This window comes from Gardnerella sp. c11Ua_71, assembly GCF_055818025.1.
Genome location: NZ_JARFVR010000003.1, coordinates 169218 through 190874 on the forward strand (window position 1 = coordinate 169218; position 21657 = coordinate 190874).

General features: G+C 44.6%; 10 protein-coding genes. 9 read left to right on the forward strand and 1 reads right to left on the reverse strand.

What is annotated here, in order from left to right; all coding sequences use genetic code 11:
* Positions 1-114: 114 nt before the first annotated feature.
* The 9 genes from rpsR to P0106_RS03285 all read left to right on the forward strand — a co-directional run bounded on the left by rpsR (position 115) and on the right by P0106_RS03285 (position 20091).
* Positions 115-363: a 30S ribosomal protein S18 gene (rpsR, locus tag P0106_RS03245; RefSeq protein WP_004105399.1), complete on the forward strand. Its 249-nt coding sequence runs from the start codon at positions 115-117 to the stop codon at positions 361-363.
* A 16-nt stretch (positions 364-379) separates the two neighbouring features.
* Positions 380-826 carry a 50S ribosomal protein L9 gene (gene rplI, locus P0106_RS03250; protein ID WP_004112972.1) on the forward strand — a complete coding sequence of 149 codons (447 nt, stop codon included), beginning with the start codon at positions 380-382 and terminating at the stop codon, positions 824-826.
* A gap of 1453 nt (positions 827-2279) precedes the next feature.
* Positions 2280-9809 carry a peptidase gene (locus P0106_RS03255; RefSeq protein ID WP_473730434.1) on the forward strand — a complete coding sequence of 2510 codons (7530 nt, stop codon included), beginning with the start codon at positions 2280-2282 and terminating at the stop codon, positions 9807-9809.
* Positions 9810-10727: 918 nt separating this feature from the next.
* Entirely contained in the window at positions 10728-11885 is a 1158-nt protein-coding gene (gene mvk / locus P0106_RS03260) for a mevalonate kinase (RefSeq protein WP_182835732.1), read from the forward strand.
* Between the two features lie 66 nt (positions 11886-11951).
* Positions 11952-13091 (forward strand): diphosphomevalonate decarboxylase, encoded by a 1140-nt coding sequence (mvaD, locus tag P0106_RS03265; RefSeq protein ID WP_020759554.1) that lies wholly within the window; start codon positions 11952-11954, stop codon positions 13089-13091.
* Positions 13088-15577 carry a type 2 isopentenyl-diphosphate Delta-isomerase gene (fni, locus tag P0106_RS03270; RefSeq protein WP_473730435.1) on the forward strand — a complete coding sequence of 830 codons (2490 nt, stop codon included), beginning with the start codon at positions 13088-13090 and terminating at the stop codon, positions 15575-15577. The genes mvaD and fni overlap by 4 nt, the downstream gene beginning before the upstream one ends.
* Before the next feature lie 144 nt (positions 15578-15721).
* Positions 15722-15916 carry a 50S ribosomal protein L28 gene (gene rpmB / locus P0106_RS03275; protein ID WP_004105392.1) on the forward strand — a complete coding sequence of 65 codons (195 nt, stop codon included), beginning with the start codon at positions 15722-15724 and terminating at the stop codon, positions 15914-15916.
* 367 nt (positions 15917-16283) lie between these two features.
* The gene (locus P0106_RS03280) at positions 16284-18686 is read left to right on the forward strand and encodes an ATP-dependent DNA helicase RecG (RefSeq protein WP_473730436.1); all 2403 of its coding nucleotides are present in this window, start codon (positions 16284-16286) and stop codon (positions 18684-18686) included.
* A 256-nt stretch (positions 18687-18942) separates the two neighbouring features.
* Positions 18943-20091, forward strand: a complete 1149-nt coding sequence (locus P0106_RS03285) for a PfkB family carbohydrate kinase (RefSeq protein WP_004113479.1) — start codon at positions 18943-18945, stop codon at positions 20089-20091.
* A 125-nt stretch (positions 20092-20216) separates the two neighbouring features.
* Here P0106_RS03285 and uriT read toward each other — a convergent pair whose 3' ends face one another.
* Complete coding sequence (gene uriT, locus P0106_RS03290; protein WP_004114561.1) at positions 20217-21638, reverse strand: uridine transporter UriT; 1422 nt, start codon at positions 21636-21638, stop codon at positions 20217-20219.
* Between the last annotated feature and the right edge of the window lie 19 nt (positions 21639-21657).

Consider the following 21657-nt stretch of genomic DNA (forward strand, 5'->3'; position numbering starts at 1 on the left):
ATTTAGAATTTGATTTAAAATCTAACTAAAAATTGACTTTTATAAACTTAAAAACATCAGTTTAGCGTGTAAACAAAAATAAATGTTTATAACGCATTTGAGAGAGGACATCCTATGTCACGTAAGAGGCCGCAACCACCGGTCAAGCCTTTCAAAAAGAAGCCAAATCCTTTGAAGGCTGCCAAGATTACTGAAATTGATTACAAGGACGTTGCTTTGTTGCGTAAGTTCGTTTCGGACCGCGGCAAGATTCGTTCCCGTCGTATTACTGGTGTAACCGTACAGGAACAGCGCAAGATCGCGAAGGCAGTTAAGAACGCTCGCGAAATGGCTTTGCTCCCATACGCCACCACTGGTCGCTGATTGAGAGGATAAGAACATGGCAGAAACCAAGGTTATTCTCACCAAGACCGTTGCAAACTTGGGTCACTCTGGTGACGTTATTACTGTTAAGGCTGGTTACGCACGTAACTACTTGATTCCACAAGGCTTAGCTTTTGCATGGAATAAGGGTGCTGCTTCCCAGATTGAAGCAATGCGCCGCGCTCGCTTGGCTAAGGCTGTTGCCACTCGCGAAGAGGCTGTTGCAGCTAAGGCAGCAATCGAAGGTACTGTTGTAGAAATCGCCGCTAAGGTGAGCGAGTCTGGCAAGCTCTTCGGTGGTATTTCCGCCGATAAGATTGCTGCTGCTTTGGCACCAAAGGCCGCCGTTGAAGCACGCGCTATTAGCGTGGCTGCAATCAAGACCACTGGCGAATTCCCAGCAACTGTGGCTCTTCACCCAGAAATCAGCGCTTCCTTTACTGTTAAGGTTGTAGCTGAGTAGTTAAACGTGTTCCAGCTTCCCACGCGAGTGTTGCGAGTTTTGTAGGATTTGCGTTGTATTTGCGTTGGGAGGCAATCCATTTGGATTGATCTTAAGCATTGGCTCTGTGTGAGTTGTGGCGAGTTTTACTTGCTGTGACTCACACAGAGCTTTTTATTATTCTGCGTGCGAATCGACCTGCATGGGCGCTTTGTGCTTTTCCCAAGATTTGTTACATATGTCTCGCTCGTGAGGCATTTGTAACGTTTTTTGACCCAAATTCGTTATATTTGCATCATTGATGAGATATTTGTAACGTTTTTTGGCTTAATTTCGTTAGATTTGTCTCGCTCGTGATGCAAATATAACGCGAGCGATATTACCCATTTGTTGTTACGCGAGGTTTGATGTATTTCTCTCCTCGCAAGTCCCGTCGCTACGCTCCTCTTTTATTGCTCGTATAGAAATACATCAAACCTTCTGAATATCTAGGACTTTTGCGTGGTTTTTATCACCGATATTCGAGATTTTTCTTCTTCATTCGATGAATCACCATCGGAGGACTGCGAATCGACTTGCATGGGCGCTTTGACTGAGCTTGAAATTGCATAACGCATTTCAAGCTCCTTCAAAGCGTGATTTGGCTCAAATGTAAAGTCCAGTGGACTTTACATGCCAAATCAGCCGAGCGGCTACTAATAGCCGCGAGGAATAGCGTAGCGCGCGAATGCACTTCGATTCGCTGAGCTTGCTCAAAGTTGAAAGCACAGTGTGCTTTCAACGCAAGCGAAGACGTGAGCGCGCTGTAACGCGCGAGCGATACATCTCATTCAGTGCGAAAAATCTCGAATCTCTACCTTGCTTGCGCGACGACCTGCCTTTTCGCTTAGAGCGTAGCGCGAAAAGGCAATTCGGAGCGCTGAGCCGCTCAAACGTAAAGTCCAGTGGACTTTACATGCGGCGAAGACGTGAGCGCGGCTAATCCGCGCGAGCGATATTCCTTGTTTGTTGTTGCGCGAGGGCTGGGTGTTTCTACGTTCGCGAGGGGTATTCCCGCGTTTGTTTATCGAAATACCAAATATGGGAACAAACGCGGGATAAAAGTAAAAAACCCACTGCAGAGGGTCTAAAATGTGATTTGTATCATAACAAATGTTTAGATTGGTTAATGAAAAGTTGTGAAAAAACGCCCCTATTCAAAATATTTACAAAAAAATATTAATCCCTAAAATCGTTGAAAAATATGGCTTGGGGGGGGGGGGTACTATAGGCTTTTTTGATTTAAACATATGTTATTTGACTTCAAAAAAATTTTTAAATTGTTATAATAACCTAACAAAGATAGCTTGCGATTTTATAAACGTGAGCTATGAAAATTTTAAATTAGCGTTATTGAAAATTTGCATTTTGCATGTCTATAGGCGGGCATGCGAATCTGCCTCGTTATCGGATTACTAAGTGAAAGAAGTATATCATGGTATCAAAATCCAGAAAGCATGCGAATACTGTGAAGTTAGATGCTGTAGTAAGTAAAGCGATTGAAAAGGCTGTTTATATGCGTAAGGTGGCTGCTCTTTCGGCTGGTGCTGCTGGCGTAATTGCTAGCGCTGCGATTGCTTTTGGCGCAACTCCTGCAATGGCGGCGGAGGCGAATCCTGCGCCTGTTAAAAATACTGATACAGCAAAAGAGCAGAATTTAGTTGATGCTAATAAGGGTAATTCTAAGACTTCTGATGATTCTAAGGCTACTAAGAAGAATGAGGCTTCTAAGGATGAGGATTCTAAGAAAACTGAGCCTTCTGAGTCTAAGAAAGATCAGACTGATAATAAGGTTGCCGAGACTCAGGATAACAAGTCTAAGACCGAACAGAATTTAACTAGCAGTAAGAATGCTTCTGCGCAGTCTGTAGTAAAGGCTGAAGATAAGAAGCAAATTGAGAATAATGCTGAGCAGAAGAAAATCGCAGAGCAGAAGACCGCGAGCACTGAGTCTGTAGATAATAAGACCACTACCGATAAGACTTCTGCAGCTGATAGGACTAATGCAACCAGTCGCACCACTGCGGAAAATAGCGCCCCTGCAGAAACTACTGTAAAGAAGAGTCGTTCAAAGCGTTCGATAGATGAAAATAAGCAACCTGAGACTCCTGCAAGCACAGTAGCTCAGGGAGAAGATCGCGCTGGCAACGAGCACAATCCTGATGAGGTAGCTTTTTCCAAAAATCTGCCAAATATTTATGGTTGGGCAACTCCTAGCAACACGTTTGACACGAAACTTGCGGAGCAGCAAGTTGTGTACCATTTGCCAAAGAGTGCGGATGGTAAGACGGTTGTACGCGTAGTAATTCTTCCAGATTCAAAAGATAGTATTAATACTGATGATCCTGAAGCTTACAAGAAAATCATCGAATTTGATTCTGCTCGTGTAGATGAAATGCACCAAAGCTATTCCGGAATTTACGAGTTAAAGACGAATACTGACGGTAGTGTGGACTTGGTTATGAAGCAGCCATTCAGGGATGGCGGCATATCTTCGGGTCAAGGCTATTGTGCAAATCGCTCAATCTTCTTGTATTATGATAAGGATAATTTGCAGCATGACCAAACATCTAATAACTTCCGTGTTGCAACGCTTGTTCCGCCAAAAACAGCAGGATCAATTGTCTTAAAGTATGACGAGAGATTGTCGGCAGATAAAGTACGAGAAGTACTTCACAAAGCAGTAAATCTTCCTACTGAACATAAGGCTGGTAGTAGTGTAGCTGAGCAGCTTGTTGCTCAAAGTAAGTCAGCGGGTGTTGGCTTACGTGTTGATGAAAGCACTGTTAATAACACTCCAGATACGGTAGATGCAAAAATTCCGCAGGGCATGGGTTCTTATGACGGAGCTATGTTTGGAGAAATTAATAAAACTAATGATAGTGGAGATTACTCATTTGGCGAGCGAAAGCTTAAAACGTATCTTGTAACAGATTTGGGAATGAAGTCTCCGGAAATACCTCTTACTGTAGTGCGCTATAGCACTCGCATTGAGAAGCCGGTTGTGGATACAGTTGATTTTAGCAAGCTTACAGAGGATCAAAAGACTCAAATCAGAAAGAATCTTGCAAAACTTAACGGCGTATCTACCGACAAAGTTACGTTTGATAACAATGGCAATGCGACAATCGACTTTGATGGATTAAGTCCGCAAGATGATCCAAAGATTCCTTTGAGAGACTTAGTGCTTACAAGAGTTGCTACTGATAAAGTTGCAATTCCAAGTGATTCTGAAAACTCGAAGGTTAAGGCAGTGGTTGTTGCTAATCCTTTGGGCTATTCGCAAGCTGAGTTGAAGCAAATCAAGAAAGCTATTTACGAAGCTAATAAAGACAATCAAGAGCTTGGTTTAAGTGCAAAAGACTACGAAAAGCAGATTTCGCTTGGTTGGCTTACTGGAGATACGACTGCAAGTGGTGGTCAGAACACGGGCATTTCCAACGGTATGAATGAAAATAAAATTACCGTTACTATCAGAACCGATAAAGCATATGCTCAGTTTGAGTCCGACATTCAGAAGCATGAGCTTACGCGTTTGATTGATTTGCGCAAGGATTACACGCTTAGCTGGGATGCTAGCAATAACAAGATTAGTGGGCGCACAAGCGATGAAGGTCTTGCTTGGATGGAAGAAGGCAAGACTCTGGTTTACCGTTACGATCCAGATAAAGGCGAGCAAATCAATACGAAAGCCGTACTTGGTTTATTGAAAGCTACTGTAAAGTCTGATGTGAAGACTGATAACCCACAGTTGCGAGAGAATCTTCTTGGAACTGAGATTGATACTGTTAAGCGAGAAGGTTCGAACGGGCAAGCTAGACGTACTCACAGGTCTTACACGGTTGACGACAAAGGAGAGCCAATTGGTGTTCTAAATCTTGTTAAGCTTAATGGTAGTAGCTATGGCGGTTTTGCAAAACCTGTTGATAACTCCAACAAGAAGATGGGTGACGAGCAGTCAAGTGTAGGCGACTTTACGTTTGACGATGACAGCAAAAAGGTAAACGTTGCTGGTAAAACAGGCAAATTCATGCTCGGGCGCTTGTTTATTGAGCCTTATAGCTTGTATTACTACAACTACGTGTATGGCGAGAACAAGTATAATTTGCGCAATACTCCTAAGGGTATCAACGTGGTGTTTGTACCGCAGACGAATCATAAGAAGGATGATCTTTCTAAGTCGATTGGCGATCACAAGCTTGCTGCTGACAAGAAGACTCCAACCGAGTCTAAGTATTACAACGCGTCTGCTGAGAAGAAAGATGCGTACGATAAGGCGCTTGATGCTGCTAAAAAAACGCTTGAAAAAGTTGGTAACAAAACTGATGCTGATTTAACCGAAGAGCTTAAGGCTGAGGTTGATAACGCGACTATTACTTTGAATAAGGCGCGCGAGGCTCTTGATGGTGATGCTACCAAGAAGGAAGAGCTGAATAAGTCGATTGATGAAGATGGAACACCTGCTCAAGGTCAGCAAGCTACAACTGGTACGAAGGCAAGCGATAAATATAAGAATGTTACTGAGCCTGACTTCAAGGATGCTAACGGCAATACAGATACCACCAAGAACGAAGCTGCTAAGAAAGCCAAGACAGCTTACGATGACGCGCTGACTGAAGCCAATAAGGTAAAGGAAGACAAGAATGCCACGCAAAAGGCTGTTGACGATGCTAAGGCAAAGCTCGATGCTGCGCGTAAGGAGCTTGATAAGTACACCACTAACAAGGATAAGCTTAACGCTGCTATTGCTGAGCATGGTCAGGTGAACACGGGCAAGAACGATCAGGGTGCACAGGATGTGACTAAAGCCGACCCGACTTACCAGAACTCTAACGAGACAGAGCGCAAGGCGTATGACGAAGCTGTTAAGAAGGCAAACGAACTTTCTAAGGATCCAAACGCTTCTCAAAAGGATGTAAACAAAGCTATTGAGGATCTTAAGAAAGCTAAAGCAGCTCTTGATGCTAAAGCTACGGATAAGTCGCAGCTGATAACTGCCGAAAAGCTCACCTTTGATAATCCTGATAAGGATGATGCAACCAAGCAAAGTACCTTCTACAAGAATGCGCTTAATAAGCAGACTAACGGCGCAAACGATCAAGAAAAACAAGCTGCTAAAACTGCCGTTGACAACTATAACAATGCGTTAGCTAAGGCACGTGAGGTTCTTAAGAACGATAAGGCAACTCAAAAAGAAGTTGATGAAGCCAAACAAAAACTCGAAGCTGCTGAAAAAGTATTGCATGATGGTTACAAGACCGATGCTAACGATCTTACGAAAGCTATTGCGGACAACTTCAGCGGCTACCTTATGCCTGCATATTTCAATGCATTTGATAAAGGCAAGGCAGGGGATACAGAGGCTGCTACTGCATTCAAGAATTACAACGATGCTTATCAGAAGGCTAAGGCTCTTAAGCAGAAGTTAGATGCTGCTAAGACAGGTGGAACCGCGCCAACTCAAGAAGAGATTGATGCGGCTAAGACAGCTCTTGAAAAAGCGCGCGAAGTTATTGATAAGTATGCAACCGACACCAGCAAGATTTCTGCTGCATTGCTCAACAGTTTGGCTATTAAGAATAGCCCTGCTTACAAAAATGCTTCTGCCGGTACTGAAGGATCGGATGCTAAGAAGGCTAAAGACGCTTACGATGCTGCTCTCAAGAAGCTTCATAATGCGTTCGACAACAAGATGGATAAGGATAAGGGCGCAGACAGTCAACCTATATCTGAAGATATTACTCCTGGAACAGATGTAGATACCACAAAGCCTAATTGTCTTGATAATATTCAACAGCATGCAAAGGGCGAGCCTTTGGATAGGGATGTTACCGCTATTCTTAAGGAGCTTAACGACGCTGCTAAGAAGCTGGATGAGTTTGCGACTAAGACCGATAAGCTGCAGGAATCCATCAATAAGGATACCGATACTCAGCACGACCCAGCGTATAAGAACTCCAAGAATCCGCACAAGCTGGGTGATAACGGCCAGGAAGATACTTCTGGATATGCTGATATCGAGAAAAAGGCTAAAGACTACGACGATGCGCTTACTGAGGCTAAGAAGCTCTTGACGGATCCAACCGCTACCCAGGCGCAGGTGGATGCGGCTCTTAAGAAGCTTGATGAGAAGCGTGACGCTCTTAAGGCTCAAGATACTAACGTTGAAGCGCTGAAGAATAGTGTTGGAAAGCATGGTACAGAGAAGCAAGGCGAGACTGCTGCTACCGAAGGTACTGTTACTTCTGATGCGTACCGCAATGCTTCTGATCCACACTTCTTGGATGCTCAGGGTAAGCCTGACGCCAAGAAGAATGATGAAGCTAAGAAGGCTAAGGCCGATTACGACAAGGCGTTGGCCGAGGCTCAGGAGTTGCTTGCAAAGCACGACCCTAAGAGCAATACACCGCTTGACGCTAAGCCAACTCAGAAGCAGATTGACGCTGCTTTGACAGAGCTAAATAAGAAGCGTGAAGCCCTTGATGCCTACAAGACTGATACGACTGCTTTGAGCACAGAAGCTGAGAAATCTCAGGCAGATGGTGCAACTACTCCAACCGCTGGTCAGTTTGAGGACTCTCCAGAGTTTAAGAACGCATCTTACAAGCAAAGCGTTAAGCCAGATACTGATCCTGATGTTCAGCAGGCAAAGTCTGATATTGATGCTTATAAGAAGGCGCTTAAGGCTGCTCGCGATCTTGTAAAGGCTGCAACAGATACAAACAAGAAGCCTTCTGAGCGTCCAACGCAGAAGCAGGTTGACGAGGCGCTTGAGGCTTTGAAGAAGGCAAAGCAAACTATTACTGATGGTTACAAGACCAATCTTGATGCGCTAACCGCTGCTAAAGATTTTGCGAATGGTGACTTTAAGAAGACTCCTGAGTATAAGAATGCGTCAGCTCTTAAAGATGACTCCTCTGATACGCAGAAGCAATCCAAGGCTAAAACTGATGTTGGAGCTTTGGATGAGACCACTGAAAACAGTGCTTTGAAGAAAGCCAAGGACATCATTGATAATCCAACTGGCAAGACTCAGCAGGAAGTCGATGAAGCTCTTAAGACCCTGCAAGCAGCCATGGATACAGTTACCAACGGGTACAAGACTGTTGTTGATCCTCTTGAAAAGGAGGTTGGCGACAAGGATGCTACAGGCAAGCCTGTAACACCTCCATTTGAGGAGTCGATTCCGTACAAGAATGCTCTGTATAAGAAGCAATCCGAAACTGGTAATGATGCAACGGCTGATACTTCTGCCACCAAGAAGCTTCAAGATTATAACGAGAAGTTTAAGGCTGCGCAGGATCTTATTAACAAGGTGAATAATCCAGATCCGAATGCTGATTCAGATAAAAAGCCAACTAATGCTGATGTTAAGACAGCTTTGGAAGCCTTGCAAAAGGCAAAGAAAGCTATCGATGACGCTTTTACGACCAGCGCTAAGGATTTGAAGGATGAGTCTGCGAAGTCTACTGCTGATGGTGCAACTACCGTTGGTAAAGATGACTTTGAGAATACTACCGAGTACAAGAACGCTGATTCTAAGAAGGGTAAAGACGGCAAGGATAATGCTGATATCGCTGCTTATAAGGAAGCGTTGAAGAATGCTAGGACTTTGCTTGGCAAGTTCGATGAGAGTGGTAAGCCAAATTCTGGTGAAAAGGATGTTCCAACCCAGAAGGAAGTTGACGAGGCTCTTCAGAAGCTGAAGGAAATCAAGGACAAGATTATTGCTGACTACAAGACCAGTTCTACTGAGCTTCAGCAAGAATTTGACAAGTCTAAGGATGGAGACAACGACAAGCGTGATGAAGTGTTTGAGAACACTCCTGCGTTCAAGAATGCTCAGGCTAAGGGTGATGAAGATTCAAAGAAGGCACTCGAAGAATACAACGAGAAGCTTAAGGCTGCTAAGAAGCTTCTCGATGCATTTGACCGTACTACTGGCAAGCCAAAGACCAAGCTTCCAGAAGGCATGGATAAGGCTCCAACTCAAAAAGAGCTTTACGATGCTCTAGATGCATTGCAAGCCGCTAAGAAGAAGATTACTGAAGGTTATAAGACTGATAAGACTGATCTGACTGCTGAGGCTGGTAAGGATTCTGATTTCACTCAGTCTCCTGAGTATCAGAATGCTGCAGGAAGCTCAGAGGCTGAGGCTTACAAGCGCGCATTGGATGAAGCTAATGCAGTTCTTAAGAACCCGAATGCAACTCAGGCTGAGGTTGATGAGGCTTTGAGGAGGCTTAAGGATGCTAAGCAGAAGCTTGCTGATTCTCATAAGACCGATAAGTCTGATTTGAACACTGAAGCTGGTAAGGATCCTGATTTCCGTAAGTCGATTCCGTTCATTATTGGTAAGGCTGCTGATTTGGCGGAGTATCAGCAGGCGTTGAATGATGCGGATAGTGTGCTTAAGGATCCTAATGCTACACAAGCTCAGGTTGATCAGGCTCTTCGTAGGCTTCGTGATGCTAAGCAAAAGTTGATTGATGCTTATAACAGACTTATTAATAGTGGCAGTGGTGTTGGTGACAATACTGGTGTTGGTGTTAATGATTCGAATAATACTAGTGTTAATAATGTTGTTGATAAGGGTGCTTTGCAGGCTGAGGTTGATCAAGCTCTTGGTGATGTTTCGGCTAATGCTAGTGGCGTGGTGGCTGATTCTAACTTGGTGAGTGAGTTTAATGCGGCTTTGAATTATGCTCGTTTAGTGTTGGCGGACGCGAATGCTACTCAGGGGCAGGTTGATTCGGCGTTGGCTCGTTTGCGTGCTGCGCGTGCAGCTTTGCGCGAGGGTATGCTTGCGGCGCGTGATTCTGCTGGAGTGAATCTTAAGCGTGGTGACGTGAGTGGTGTTAATACTGGCGCTAGTTCCTCGGTGTTTGCTGCTTTGGCTGCGGTGTTTGCTGGGCTCGGAGTGGCTGGTGCTGCGTCTAAGCGTAGGAAGCATTCGGCTCGTTAGTTTAATCTGTAGCAGTGTGTGATGCTGCTGCAACGTGTGTAGTGTAGATTAATGGCTTGGAGATAATCTCTTCAAGCCATTAATTATTTGGTGTTGCGCGGTTTTCCTTACTTGGTATTGCGCGACATTCTCTGTTTACTGTTGTATGAGGGCTGGCTAATTCTACGCTCACGCGTTACATCGCGCTCGCGCATTCGCCGCATGTAAAGTCCACTGGACTTTACATTTAAGCGGCTCAGCGAATCGAGGTGACTTCTCGCGCGCTATGCAGCTCGAAGTCGTCGATTCGCACAACGCTCCGCCTATTACGTATAGTCTAGAGTTGCGGTTGTTCCGTTTTGTCTTTGATTTTGTTTTTGTGTTGAGGTTTGTTTGTAGTGGTTGATCATTGGATTATTTGGTATCGGCTGCCGCTCTTATATTGTTCGACCAAGAATCACCCAGCCCTCTTACAAGTCTGAACAATTGCGTATCACTTAATCATCGAGATTCTCGATTTTTCTTGCTCTCTCGGCGAGTCACCATCTAGCGACGCTGAGGCTCGCTTCGATAGCTGCGAAAAATCTCGAATCTCTACCTAGTTTGGCGTAATCATGTAGTGCGATTGTACCGAGTTTACGACGTGTCGTGTCGCTCGCGCAGGTTAGCTGCGCTCACGTCTTCGCCGCACGTAAAGTCCACTGGACTTTACGTTTGAGCGGCTCAGCGCTCCGAATTACCTTTTCGCGCTACGCTTTAAGCGAAAAGGTAGATTGGAGCGCAAATTCGGGAAATGTGAATGTGTTGTGTGCGTATAGCGCAAATCGTGGTGTTTAATCGCTTTAGCGACTAGATTATAAAAGTTGGGCAAATAAGCTTAAACGCGCATCAATTAAGCAGTGCCAACAAGTAAGCCATATGTGTCGCAAAGGAGGATTAGTGACTGAGTGCAACACTTTAGCGAATCGCCACGCATCCAATCCGTGCGAGAGCAAGAATGCACACAAGAATGAGCGTGATAAAGAGCGCAATAACGAGTTCAATAGTATGCTCGTGGTTGCGCGCGCAAAAAATCGCGTTGGCAGAGGCACAACTTGCGCAAAAGTGATTCTTTTTGGCGAACACTCGGTTGTTTATGGCTACAGCGCAGTAGCGCTTCCATTGCAAAATCTTAAGATGCACGCAACAGTAACAAGTGCACGAACACTCAACGACACAAGCGCCACAGCAAACGAAGGCAAAAGAGCAGAATTATGCGATTCAGTAGAAGACTTTAGCTGCCATATGCAAAATCTCATAACATTTAAAGCATTAGGATTTGATGGTCTTTTACGAAGCGCACCTGCGCGATTCGCGTCGATTAAAACCGCAATACAAGAGGCATTACGTTTTGCCAATTGGCAGGGCGAAGCATTGCAAATAGAAACCGCTTGCGATTTTCCGCCAGAGCGAGGATTGGGGTCTTCGGCGGCAGCGGCAGGAGCAGTGATCCGCGCAATACTCGACTACTACAGTATTAATGCCAGCGATGAAAAACTATTCGAGATTACGCAAGACGCAGAACGCGTTGCGCACGGGAAAGCATCTGGATTAGACGCCACAGCAACCAGTGCGATGCTGCAGCAGCCAGTTCGCTTCTTGGATGGCAAATTTAGCCGAATGAGCATAAGCCCAACAATACGCGCTTGGATTGTGCTAGCTGATTCGGGATTCAAAGGAACAACAAAAGTAACAGTAGAAGCATTACGCAAAAAACGCGATAGCCAGCCGAAAATCGTAAATGCACTTTTGCAAGAGCTTGGTCAAATCGCTCTTAACGCAGAGAATGATTTAGAGTTTGGCAATATACAAAATATTGGATCGAGCATGACTCGTGCTCACAAAATTCTTGCGGAATTAGGTATAAGTACGCCATTTTTAGACGCTCTAGTTAAAAATGCTTGCGAAAATGGTGCTCTAGGAGCAAAGCTTACAGGCGGAGGCGGAGGTGGATGCATTATAGCCATTGCGCAAAGTCAGGAGGATGCGTCTAAAGTAAGCATAGCGCTTAAAAACGCTGGAGCAGCTAGAACGTGGATTGTAGAAATCGGGCAATAATCATAACTAATTCGTTAGTATGCTTTAAAAACGCTTTAAAGACTAAAGACTTAAGAAAGGATACGCGTGGAAAACGTTGAAATTGAGCCAAAAATAGCGTTTAATGTGCTTGATGATATTGATGCGTTTAATAACAGTAATTACGGAGCAGCTTTTACAGCTACAGCAAACGCAAATATTGCGCTAATCAAATATTGGGGGAAACGAGATGAAACTCTGATTTTGCCATATACTTCCTCATTATCTCTGACTTTAGACGGATTTTCCACAACAACAAAAGTACGATTTGATGATTGCCTAGAGGCAGACTCGATTTGCTTAAACGGAGTAAACTTTACAGGCGATTTACTCCAAAGTTCAGAGCGTGCACGAATAGTAAAAATGCTAGATATTGTGCGAAAAATTGCTGGAATTAAGAGCAAAGCACAAGTCGTAAGCGTAAACACAGTTCCAACAGCCGCAGGATTAGCTTCTAGCGCATCTGGTTTTGCGGCACTTGCGTCTGCAGCATCATACGCCGCAGGATTAAACCTAAGCCCACGCAACTTATCGATTCTAGCTCGCAAAGGATCTGGATCAGCATGCAGGTCGATTTACGGCGGATTAGTATTATGGAACGCTGGCGCAAGCGACGAAACGTCTTACGCAGAGCCAATCGAAACGCCAGAAGAGCTTCAACTCGCAATGGTAACTGTTATTTTAAACTCTAGTAAAAAGAAGATTTCAAGCCGTGAAGCAATGCGACGCACAGTAGAAACATCACCAATCTACGCAGACTGGATCAAAAACTGCAAAAAAGACCTAAATACGGCGTTATCAGCTATCAAAAATTGTGATATTCAAGCATTGGGAGAAGTGTCGGAGAGAAACGCTTTAGGAATGCACGACGCAATGCGCGCGGCTGCTGAAAGCGTAAACTATTTAACAGATGAAACGCATGTTGTGCTTAACGTTGTGCGAAAAATGCGCGATGAAAGCGGATTTCCAGTTTGGGCTACAATGGATGCTGGTCCGAATGTTAAAGTTTTAACTAGCGCGGAGCAAGTTTTGCGAGTTAAAAACGAGTTGAGTTTGCGCGTGTTGAGTGAGATTAAGCGTTTGCGCGAGTCGCAGGAATCGCCGTCATTTAGCAGCTTTGCGCAATCCAATCCGCAGTTTGTTATTGCGCGCCCAGGAAGTGGCGTTAGCATACGGAGAGAATCATGACTAATGAACAAGCTTTAGCGCCTGGAAAACTTTACATAGCAGGCGAATACGCTGTTGTAGATGGATGTGCTGCAATCGTAGCAGCTGTGAATCGTTATGTAAAAGTTACAGTTGACGATGACAACCTACTAATACGCGATAGCCATGGAAAAACGTATAACAGCTGCGACTTTAATAAAAACGAATCCGAAAAAAATAATCTTAAAAAACTAGATTTACCAACATTTTACGGAAAAATCACGAGTGAGTCTAAAAACTATAAGCCTCTTTATTGGAAGCGTGGAATTTTCGGCAGGGAATTTATTTTAGACGAAAAAGATGCAGAAGATATAAATATGAGCGCAAAAGACTCAACGGATGCTTGCGACTTGCCAGCGGAAAAGTCGCCAGCAACCAGCGATGAACAAAACCAAGATTCTCAAATAAAAAAATTAAAAAAAATCTATTCATACGTATTTTCCGCAATGCAAATAGTAGACAATTTTGCGCGCGAAACAAAAGAAGTAAAAAACGTTCTACTAGATGAAGGAAATCCAGCCATAAACCTATACAATCTACAAATAGAAAGTGATTTAGACGATAAAAAAACAGGCAAAAAATACGGGCTTGGATCATCTGCAGCCGTAACGGTGGCGGCTGTGCGAGCGCTGTGCAAATGGTACGGATTAACGCTTACAACGCCAGAATTGTGCAAGCTAGCCATAATTGCATCGTCGCTAGTAAAAAAGTCAGGAAGCGGCGGAGACGTGGCAGCAAGCGCATACGGCGGATGGGTAATGTACCGCGCGTACAATCGCGAATGGCTTGAGGCAGAAATAGAAATGATTGAAAGTGGAGACTCAAGCCTACACAAGCTGCTTAGAAAAAAATGGCCGCGATTTGAAGTAAAACGATTAAAAGTAGGCGCAGGCTTGCGACTCTTAGTTGGGTGGACGGGGAATCCTGCCAGCAGCGCAGAACTTGTTGGAAGCGTAAAAGCTGGAGTGAAGGCTGGCGATTTAACCGCGCACAATCCTTCTAAAACAAGCACTAAGACTTACGCTAAAACATACGAAGATTTTTGCGTACAAAGCGAAAAATGCGTGCAAAAAATCGCAAATGCGCTAGAAAATGGGCGCATAGACGCGTTATTAAGCGGATTTGCGCGAAATCGTGCGCTGCTAAAAGATCTTGGCGAGATCACAGGAACACTAATCGAAACGCCAAAACTCACGCGGCTAATAGAAGTTGCCAATGGTGCAGGATTGCCGTCCAAAACAAGTGGAGCAGGCGGAGGAGATTGCGGAATCGCGATTGCGCGCGCGGAAGATTTTGATGCTGTGTTTGCTCGCATTGAAGAAGAATGGCAAAACAGCGGTATTGAGGCGCTTAATCTGAAAGTCGCAGAATTTGATGAAAGCGGCGACCTCTCGCTTATTGAACAACGCAAAGACGATCACATAAAACTCGCGTGCGAACAATACAATGCGCACGCGGAATCTGGTTTTGAACACGTGCGATTTATTCCAAACGCGCTGCCTCAATTGGCATTAAGCGATGTAGATACAAGCGTGAGCGTGTTTGACGAAAGCACAAAATGGGATACTCCGCTGTATATTAACGCAATGACGGGCGGAAGCAAAAAAGGCGAAAATATAAACGAGTCGCTAGCGAGGGTAGCTGCAAAAACTGGCTTAGCAATGGCTTCTGGCTCGCTAAGCGCAGCGCTTAAAAATCCGCATCTTGAAGAGACTTTTAGCGTGATTCGACGCTTTAATCCGCATGGATTTGTAATGGCGAATGTAAGCGCAGGAATGAGCGCTGAGCAGGCGATTAAAGCTGTAGAAATTTTGCAAGCAAACGCGTTGCAAATCCACCTAAACGCGGCACAAGAGCTTGTGATGAGCGAAGGAGACCGCGATTTTAGTGCGTGGATTAACAATATTGAGGCCATTGCGCGCGAGCTTGATTCAATGAAAGTGCCAGTTGTTGTTAAAGAAACTGGGTGCGGAATGAGCGCTCATGATGTGCTGCGGTTGAAAAATGTGGGCGTGCGTGCGGTGGACGTTGGCGGACGCGGAGGCACGAATTTTGTTGCGATTGAAAACGCAAGGCGTGGGCGTAAAAGCGACTACGAGTTCCTCGACTCCTGGGGTCTTACAACTGTCGAATCGTTGCTAGACATAGCGCAATGCGATGAGATTTTGTGCGAGCCGCGCGATTCAGTGGATTCTTGCAATAGTGCGCGAATGCAAGTGTTTGCAAGCGGAGGAGTGAGAACACCGCTTGATGTTGTGCGCTCATTGCGGCTTGGTGCAAGCGCTGCTGGAGTTGCTGGCGAATTTTTGCACACGCTTATTAACGAAGGAGAAGATGCGCTTGTTGAGCAAATTGAGTCTTGGAAGTCGCAGATTCGTGTGATTATGGCGTTGCTTGGATGCAAGAATATTGAGGATTTGCGCGAAAATTCGCGGATTTTGATTGATGATAAGCCCTGTGTGCTTTAATGTCGGGCGTAGTGATATACTTGTGTAGTTGTGCGTTCAAGCATGCTTATTTGTTTATGCGATTTAGCGTCGGTTAGTCGCGTGGGCGGTTTGCGTGGGTGAGCGACGCAAGACTTGCAAGTCAAAGAAAATAGGAGTCCAATTATGGCAGCTCGTTGCGCAGTATGTGGCAAGGGACCGCAAACCGGTTTCAGCGTTTCACATTCGCACATCCGCAATAAGCGCACCTTCCGCCCGAACCTTCAGCCGGTTCGCACCACCATTGATGGCGAAAATGTTCGCCTTCGTGTGTGCGTAAAATGCATTAAGGCAGGTAAGGTTCAGCGCGTTGAGGCGTGAATCGCGTGTTAGATGTAAGGCCCTGAGCAGTGCTCGGGGCTTTTTTGTTTCCCTATTTTTCGCTTAAATCGTAGCACGCTTTCCTATTTGTTGTTGCGCGAGGTTTGAGTATTTCTCTCCTCGCAAGTCCCGTCGCTACGCTCCTCTTTTATTGCTCGTATAGAAATACATCAAACCTTCTGAATATCTAAAACTTTTGCGTGGTTTTTATCACCGAGATTCTCGATTTTTCTTCTTCATTCGATGAATCACCATCAAAGATGCTGAGGTTCATCTCATTCAGTGCGAAAAATCTCGAATCTCCACCTCACTTGCGCTCCGACCTACCTTTTCGCTTAAATCGTAGCGCAACGATTATAATCGAAGTATGGCAGCACGCATAACACTAAACACAGCAATATCGTCAATCGTAAGCAACAAGAGACGCGTGTCTTCCCTAAAATCACTAGGCGTAATCACAGTAAAAGACGCGCTAACATACTACCCGTTTAGAGTCACAAATCCGCTAAAACGCGCGCATTTAAGCCAAATTTTGCCAGGTCAAGAAGTGGCGTTCTCAGCGACAATACAATCTATAAACATAGTGCAAATGGCAGCGCGACGAGGATATCGGCTAGAAGTAAACGTAGCGCAAGATGCGGCACAAGCACAGATTGTGTATTTTTCAAAGAACAGACAATACGTGCAATGGGTTAGTGGCAGAATTGCAGTAGGACAAACCGTTGTTGTAGGAGGCACAAGCGGCGAGTTCAATGGGAGACTACAGTTTACACATCCGCAGATTCTAACTGTTCGAGCAAAGAGTGCTGAAAGCGATGATTCTGCACATAATACTGATGCGCGCGTGCAAAACAGCGATGATTCTGCTGTGCAAAGTGTAGAAGAAGGAATTGAAAAACTTTGCGCCCCACAACCGATTTACCACGCAAATTCGAGAATATCTAGTGAACATATTCACGATACGATTTTAGGATTATTGCAACTTTTTAAGAATTGCGATTCTGGCGATTCTAATGTTGATGCTACAGATGTTACCGATACAGATATTCTTTCAGATGTTTTGCCAGACGTTCTGCCACAATTCGTCACAAACAGTAGAAACCTAATGCACCGCGCGGCAGCATTCGAATCAATCCACAATCCACAAAACAAAAACGACTTTGAAAACGCAATACACACAATGCGCTACGAAGAAGCATTCATATCACAAATAGCAGTTTTGCAATCATGCAAAAAATCAGGAGAAAATAAGGCATACACGTGCGAAAACAGCGAGCTAAGAAAACGCTTTGAAGAAAGCCTACCATTCGAGCTAACAGAAGGACAAAAAAACGTTATTAGCGAAATAACAGCAGATATGCAAGGCGAATCGCAAGCAACCAGCGAATCTCTATTAAAACCAATGCGTCGTCTTTTGCAAGGAGAAGTCGGCTCTGGAAAAACAATAGTAGCAATGAGCGCAATGCTACAAGCCGTAGGATCAGGACACCAAGCGGTACTAATAGCCCCAACACAAGTATTAGCATCACAGCATGCCACAAACCTACAACAGATGATTGAGCGTGCAGGACTAAACGTTGAAATAACGCTCATAACAGGCGGAATGAAGCTAGCCAGCAGACGAAGTGCACTAGCAAAAGTAGCAAGTGGAGAGCCAGCGATTATTGTGGCAACACACGCAGCTTTCTCCGCAAGCTTTAAACCAACAAACCTAGCGCTGGTGATAATCGACGAACAGCACAGATTTGGCGTAGAACAACGAGACACACTATTACGCAAGATAAGCGGAAACGCGGTTCCACACTTGTTAGTCATGACAGCCACACCAATACCGCGATCCGCAGCAATGACATGGTTTGGAGACCTAGACGCATCCTATTTAACAGAGCTTCCAGGCGGACGCAAACCAATCCGCACTTTTGTAATAAACGAAGAAGACTCGCATAAGATGGCATCCATGTTCTACCACATTCGCTCTAGAATCGATGCAGGAGAGCGAGCATATGTTGTATGCGCTCGAATAGATAGTGAAGACAGTGAAGAAAACAACGATAATACTTACAATACTTACAATAATGCGGATGCAATCTACCAAGAAAACCAAGACTCATACACGCTAAATACACAAAATACACAAAATACACAAATTGCTCAGCGAGAAGTCCACACAGTTTTACAAATATCAAAACGCTTACAAAACCTACCACAATTCAAAGGCGTAGAATTCGCACAACTAACAGGTCGTACAAGCGACGAAGAAAAACGCGAAATAATGCACAAATTCGACAGTGGACAAGTACAAATCCTAGTTTCCACAACGGTTATAGAAGTCGGAGTAGACGTAGCAAAAGCCAGTTGTATAGTGATTTTCGACGCAGACCGCTTCGGACTAGCACAACTACACCAGCTCAGAGGACGAGTGGGACGTTCAGGCACACAATCCTGGGCTTTCCTAGTGTCAAACGCACCAAACAACCAGTTAGCAGCTGAACGTTTACAAGTAGTAGAAAACTCGTTAGACGGCGCCATAATAGCCCAAAAAGACCTAGAATTAAGAAACGTTGGAGACGTTCTAGGAGACAGTCAGTCAGGTGGAAAATCCAGTCTAAAACTATTAAGAGTAGTAAAAGACGCAAAAATCATTGCAGAAGCAAGAGAGGACGCAAACACGCTACTAGAACACGACCCGACCTTACTAGAACATCCACAAACCGCCGGAGCAGTTTTAGACTTTACACAAGGTAGCAGCACAGCAATACTAAGCAATTAGATTAATGAAATCAGATTCATGAAACACAAATTGCCCAAGTAGTTTTGTACAAAAATCGCTTTTAATAGGCTAAAAGCACTATTAAAAGCGGCTGATAACGATTAAGCACCCAGACGCCAAATAAAAAAAATAAACGCCAAATAAAAAAATAATATAATAAAAAATAATATATATTTTCACAATAAACGTGCGAAAAAAACAATTTTTGAATATCCTAGATATATAGAAAGGTAAAATCGCGAGAGATGAGGCAAAGATGACTGAGCGCGAACAACAAATTCTATCGTGGATTCAACAGAACCCTATGATTAGTCAGCAAGAACTTGCAGACCTAGCAGGAATAACAAGATCAGGCGTAGCTGCACACATTTCCAATCTTATTCGCAAAGGATACCTTAGAGGAAAAGGATACATAGTCACACCACCTAGCTACGTAACAGTAATAGGCGGAATAAGCATGGACGTGCTGGGAATCGCGTGCGGAGACCTAATGGACTACACTTCAAACGCTGCAAAAGTACGATACGCGCTAGGCGGAGTCGGACGAAACATAGCCGTGGCACTAGAAAGAATGAACACACGAGTAAGCCTAGTATCCGTGTACGGCGGCGACCACAACGGAGAATTATTCAAAGTCGACGCATCTGTAAACGGATTAGAAATAGGATACTCAAAGCAGCTACCAGACGCAATGACAGCATCATACATGTATGTAGGAGACGCATCGGGGCAAAGGCTTTTAGCACTAGACGACATGAGCATCTACGATTACATGACACCAGACTTCTTGCGCGAAAGAATATCGATAATAGAAAACGCAGACATAGTTGCACTAGACACCAACATTTCACAAAAATCCTTCGAATGGGTGTGCGACAACTATCATAGACCAATAATGGTGCGCGCAATAACCGATGCAAAAGCTCCACGAATACTTTCCAGACTACACTGCATAGACACACTCATATTAGACACAGCCGAATCGCAGGCGTTAACAGGCATTTGTGCGGTAGACGAAAAATCTGCAGTAAGATGCGCTAAGGTATTGCTAAAACGAGGAGTTGGGCATGTGTTTGTTAACTCGGGGCGCGAAGGAGTAGCGTATGGCGTAGCGGACGAAGGAGTAGCGTTCTATCCCGTACCGCTAAAACGTGTACAAAGAATGATTGTTGCGCACGGAAACGGTGGAGAAGGCGTGCGCGCGGTTGGCAACGACAATGGTTCAAGCGATGCTGCTACAGCGGCGTTGATCTATGCTAGATATAATCATTTTGATAACACGAAGACAGGGCGATTCGCTGTAGCCGCCGCAGCTCTTAACACAGAGTCGGTAGAAGCTGTGCACGAGTCGATGACTCCAGAGCTTGTAATGGAGAGGATGGAAAACATTCACGAGCGCGTGTAAATACCAAATCTCTATCTTTGGTGTTGAGCAAAAAATTTGCCTGAGAATGGTGCGCAAAATATGATTTTTGCAACATTCTCAGGCAATTATTAAAAGAATGAAAACGAATGAATTAGATTAGTGAATCACTCGCAATCTTCTGGCTTAGGAATCAAGAATGAGCATGCAAACGCCAAAGCAAGTAGCACGATTCCAGCAACCATCGAAGCAATATATCCAGCTGATGCTCCAGCAGATTGTACAAAATTAGTCATAACAGCGTAAAGAATCGCAAAGCTCAAGCCTGCACCAAGATTAAACGCGCCAGCATTCATTCCAGGCAAATATCCAGGATTATCCTTTGGCGAAAGCACAATTCCAAGACCGTTAAGCATAATGTTTGCAACGCCAGCATAGCTGATACCAAGCCACAAAGAAAGCACTACAAGCGACCAAACAGAAGGCGAGGCTGCAACATAAATTCCAAACACCACGCCAAGAACGCTCACAAGAATTCCAGCACGCAGCACAAGACGATACCCGAACTTTGCAGCAAGCATACCCGCAACAGGTCCAAACACGAAGCCGATGATTGCGTAAGGTGTAAGAGTTGCAAAGCTTACGATGTCCGCACCCATTCCAGCGCCAGCCTTAGCATCTTGAGCTAGCTGTGGAACAACGCCGTTCATAATTGCAAATACGCCAGTCATAGTAAGAAGCGTGCAAGAAAGCAAGCCCCAAGTGCGACGCTGACTCATATATTTTGTAGAAACAAGAGGAGCAGAGTTTTTGCCCTCTACGTTCCAGAACACTACAAAGAATACTACTGCAAGAACCACAAGACCTGCTACAAGACTCAAATTCGCGCCAGCAAGTTTACCAATCTCGTTGATAGCAAGATATGCTGCTAGGAATGCTATACCAAGGGTTACAACTCCAACCCAATCCATCTTTGGCGTATCTTGAGCATGGGATTCTTCAGCATAGAAAGCAACCAAAAGAACAGCGATTATACCAATGGCTGCCATAGTCCAGAATACGGATCTAAAGCCAAAGTTTCCTGCAAGCCAGCCGCCAAGAAGCGCATCAACGCCTGCAATACCGCCGTTCACAGAAGTCAGAATTGCCATTAGCTTTGCGTAGCGTTTTTCTTCGCTAACGCGCACGCGAAGCATAATCAAGCACATTGGTACAACAGGTCCGCTTGCTCCTTGAAGAATTCGTCCAATCATAAGAACTGTTACATTTGGCGCAATAGCACTCACTGCACAACCCAAAATAGTGGAGATTAAAATTCCAGTAAGAACCTTTTTTCGTCCAACAAGATCAGCTAAACGCGGCAAGAACAGCGAGAATAATGCTGCTGCAGTAAAGAATACTGTTTGCGTTAAGGCGATTTGAGAATCCGTTGTTTTAAGCTCTCGAGTCATTGTTGCTAGAGCTGGAGAAAGCATAGATGCGTTAAGCTGGAATGCGAAAATCGCCACAAGCAGCGCTACCATAAGCGCTACGATTGATCGTCCACCCTTATCCAACATAGATGGTTTTTTAGATGAAACCTCAGTCATAATTAACCTCTATTTTCAA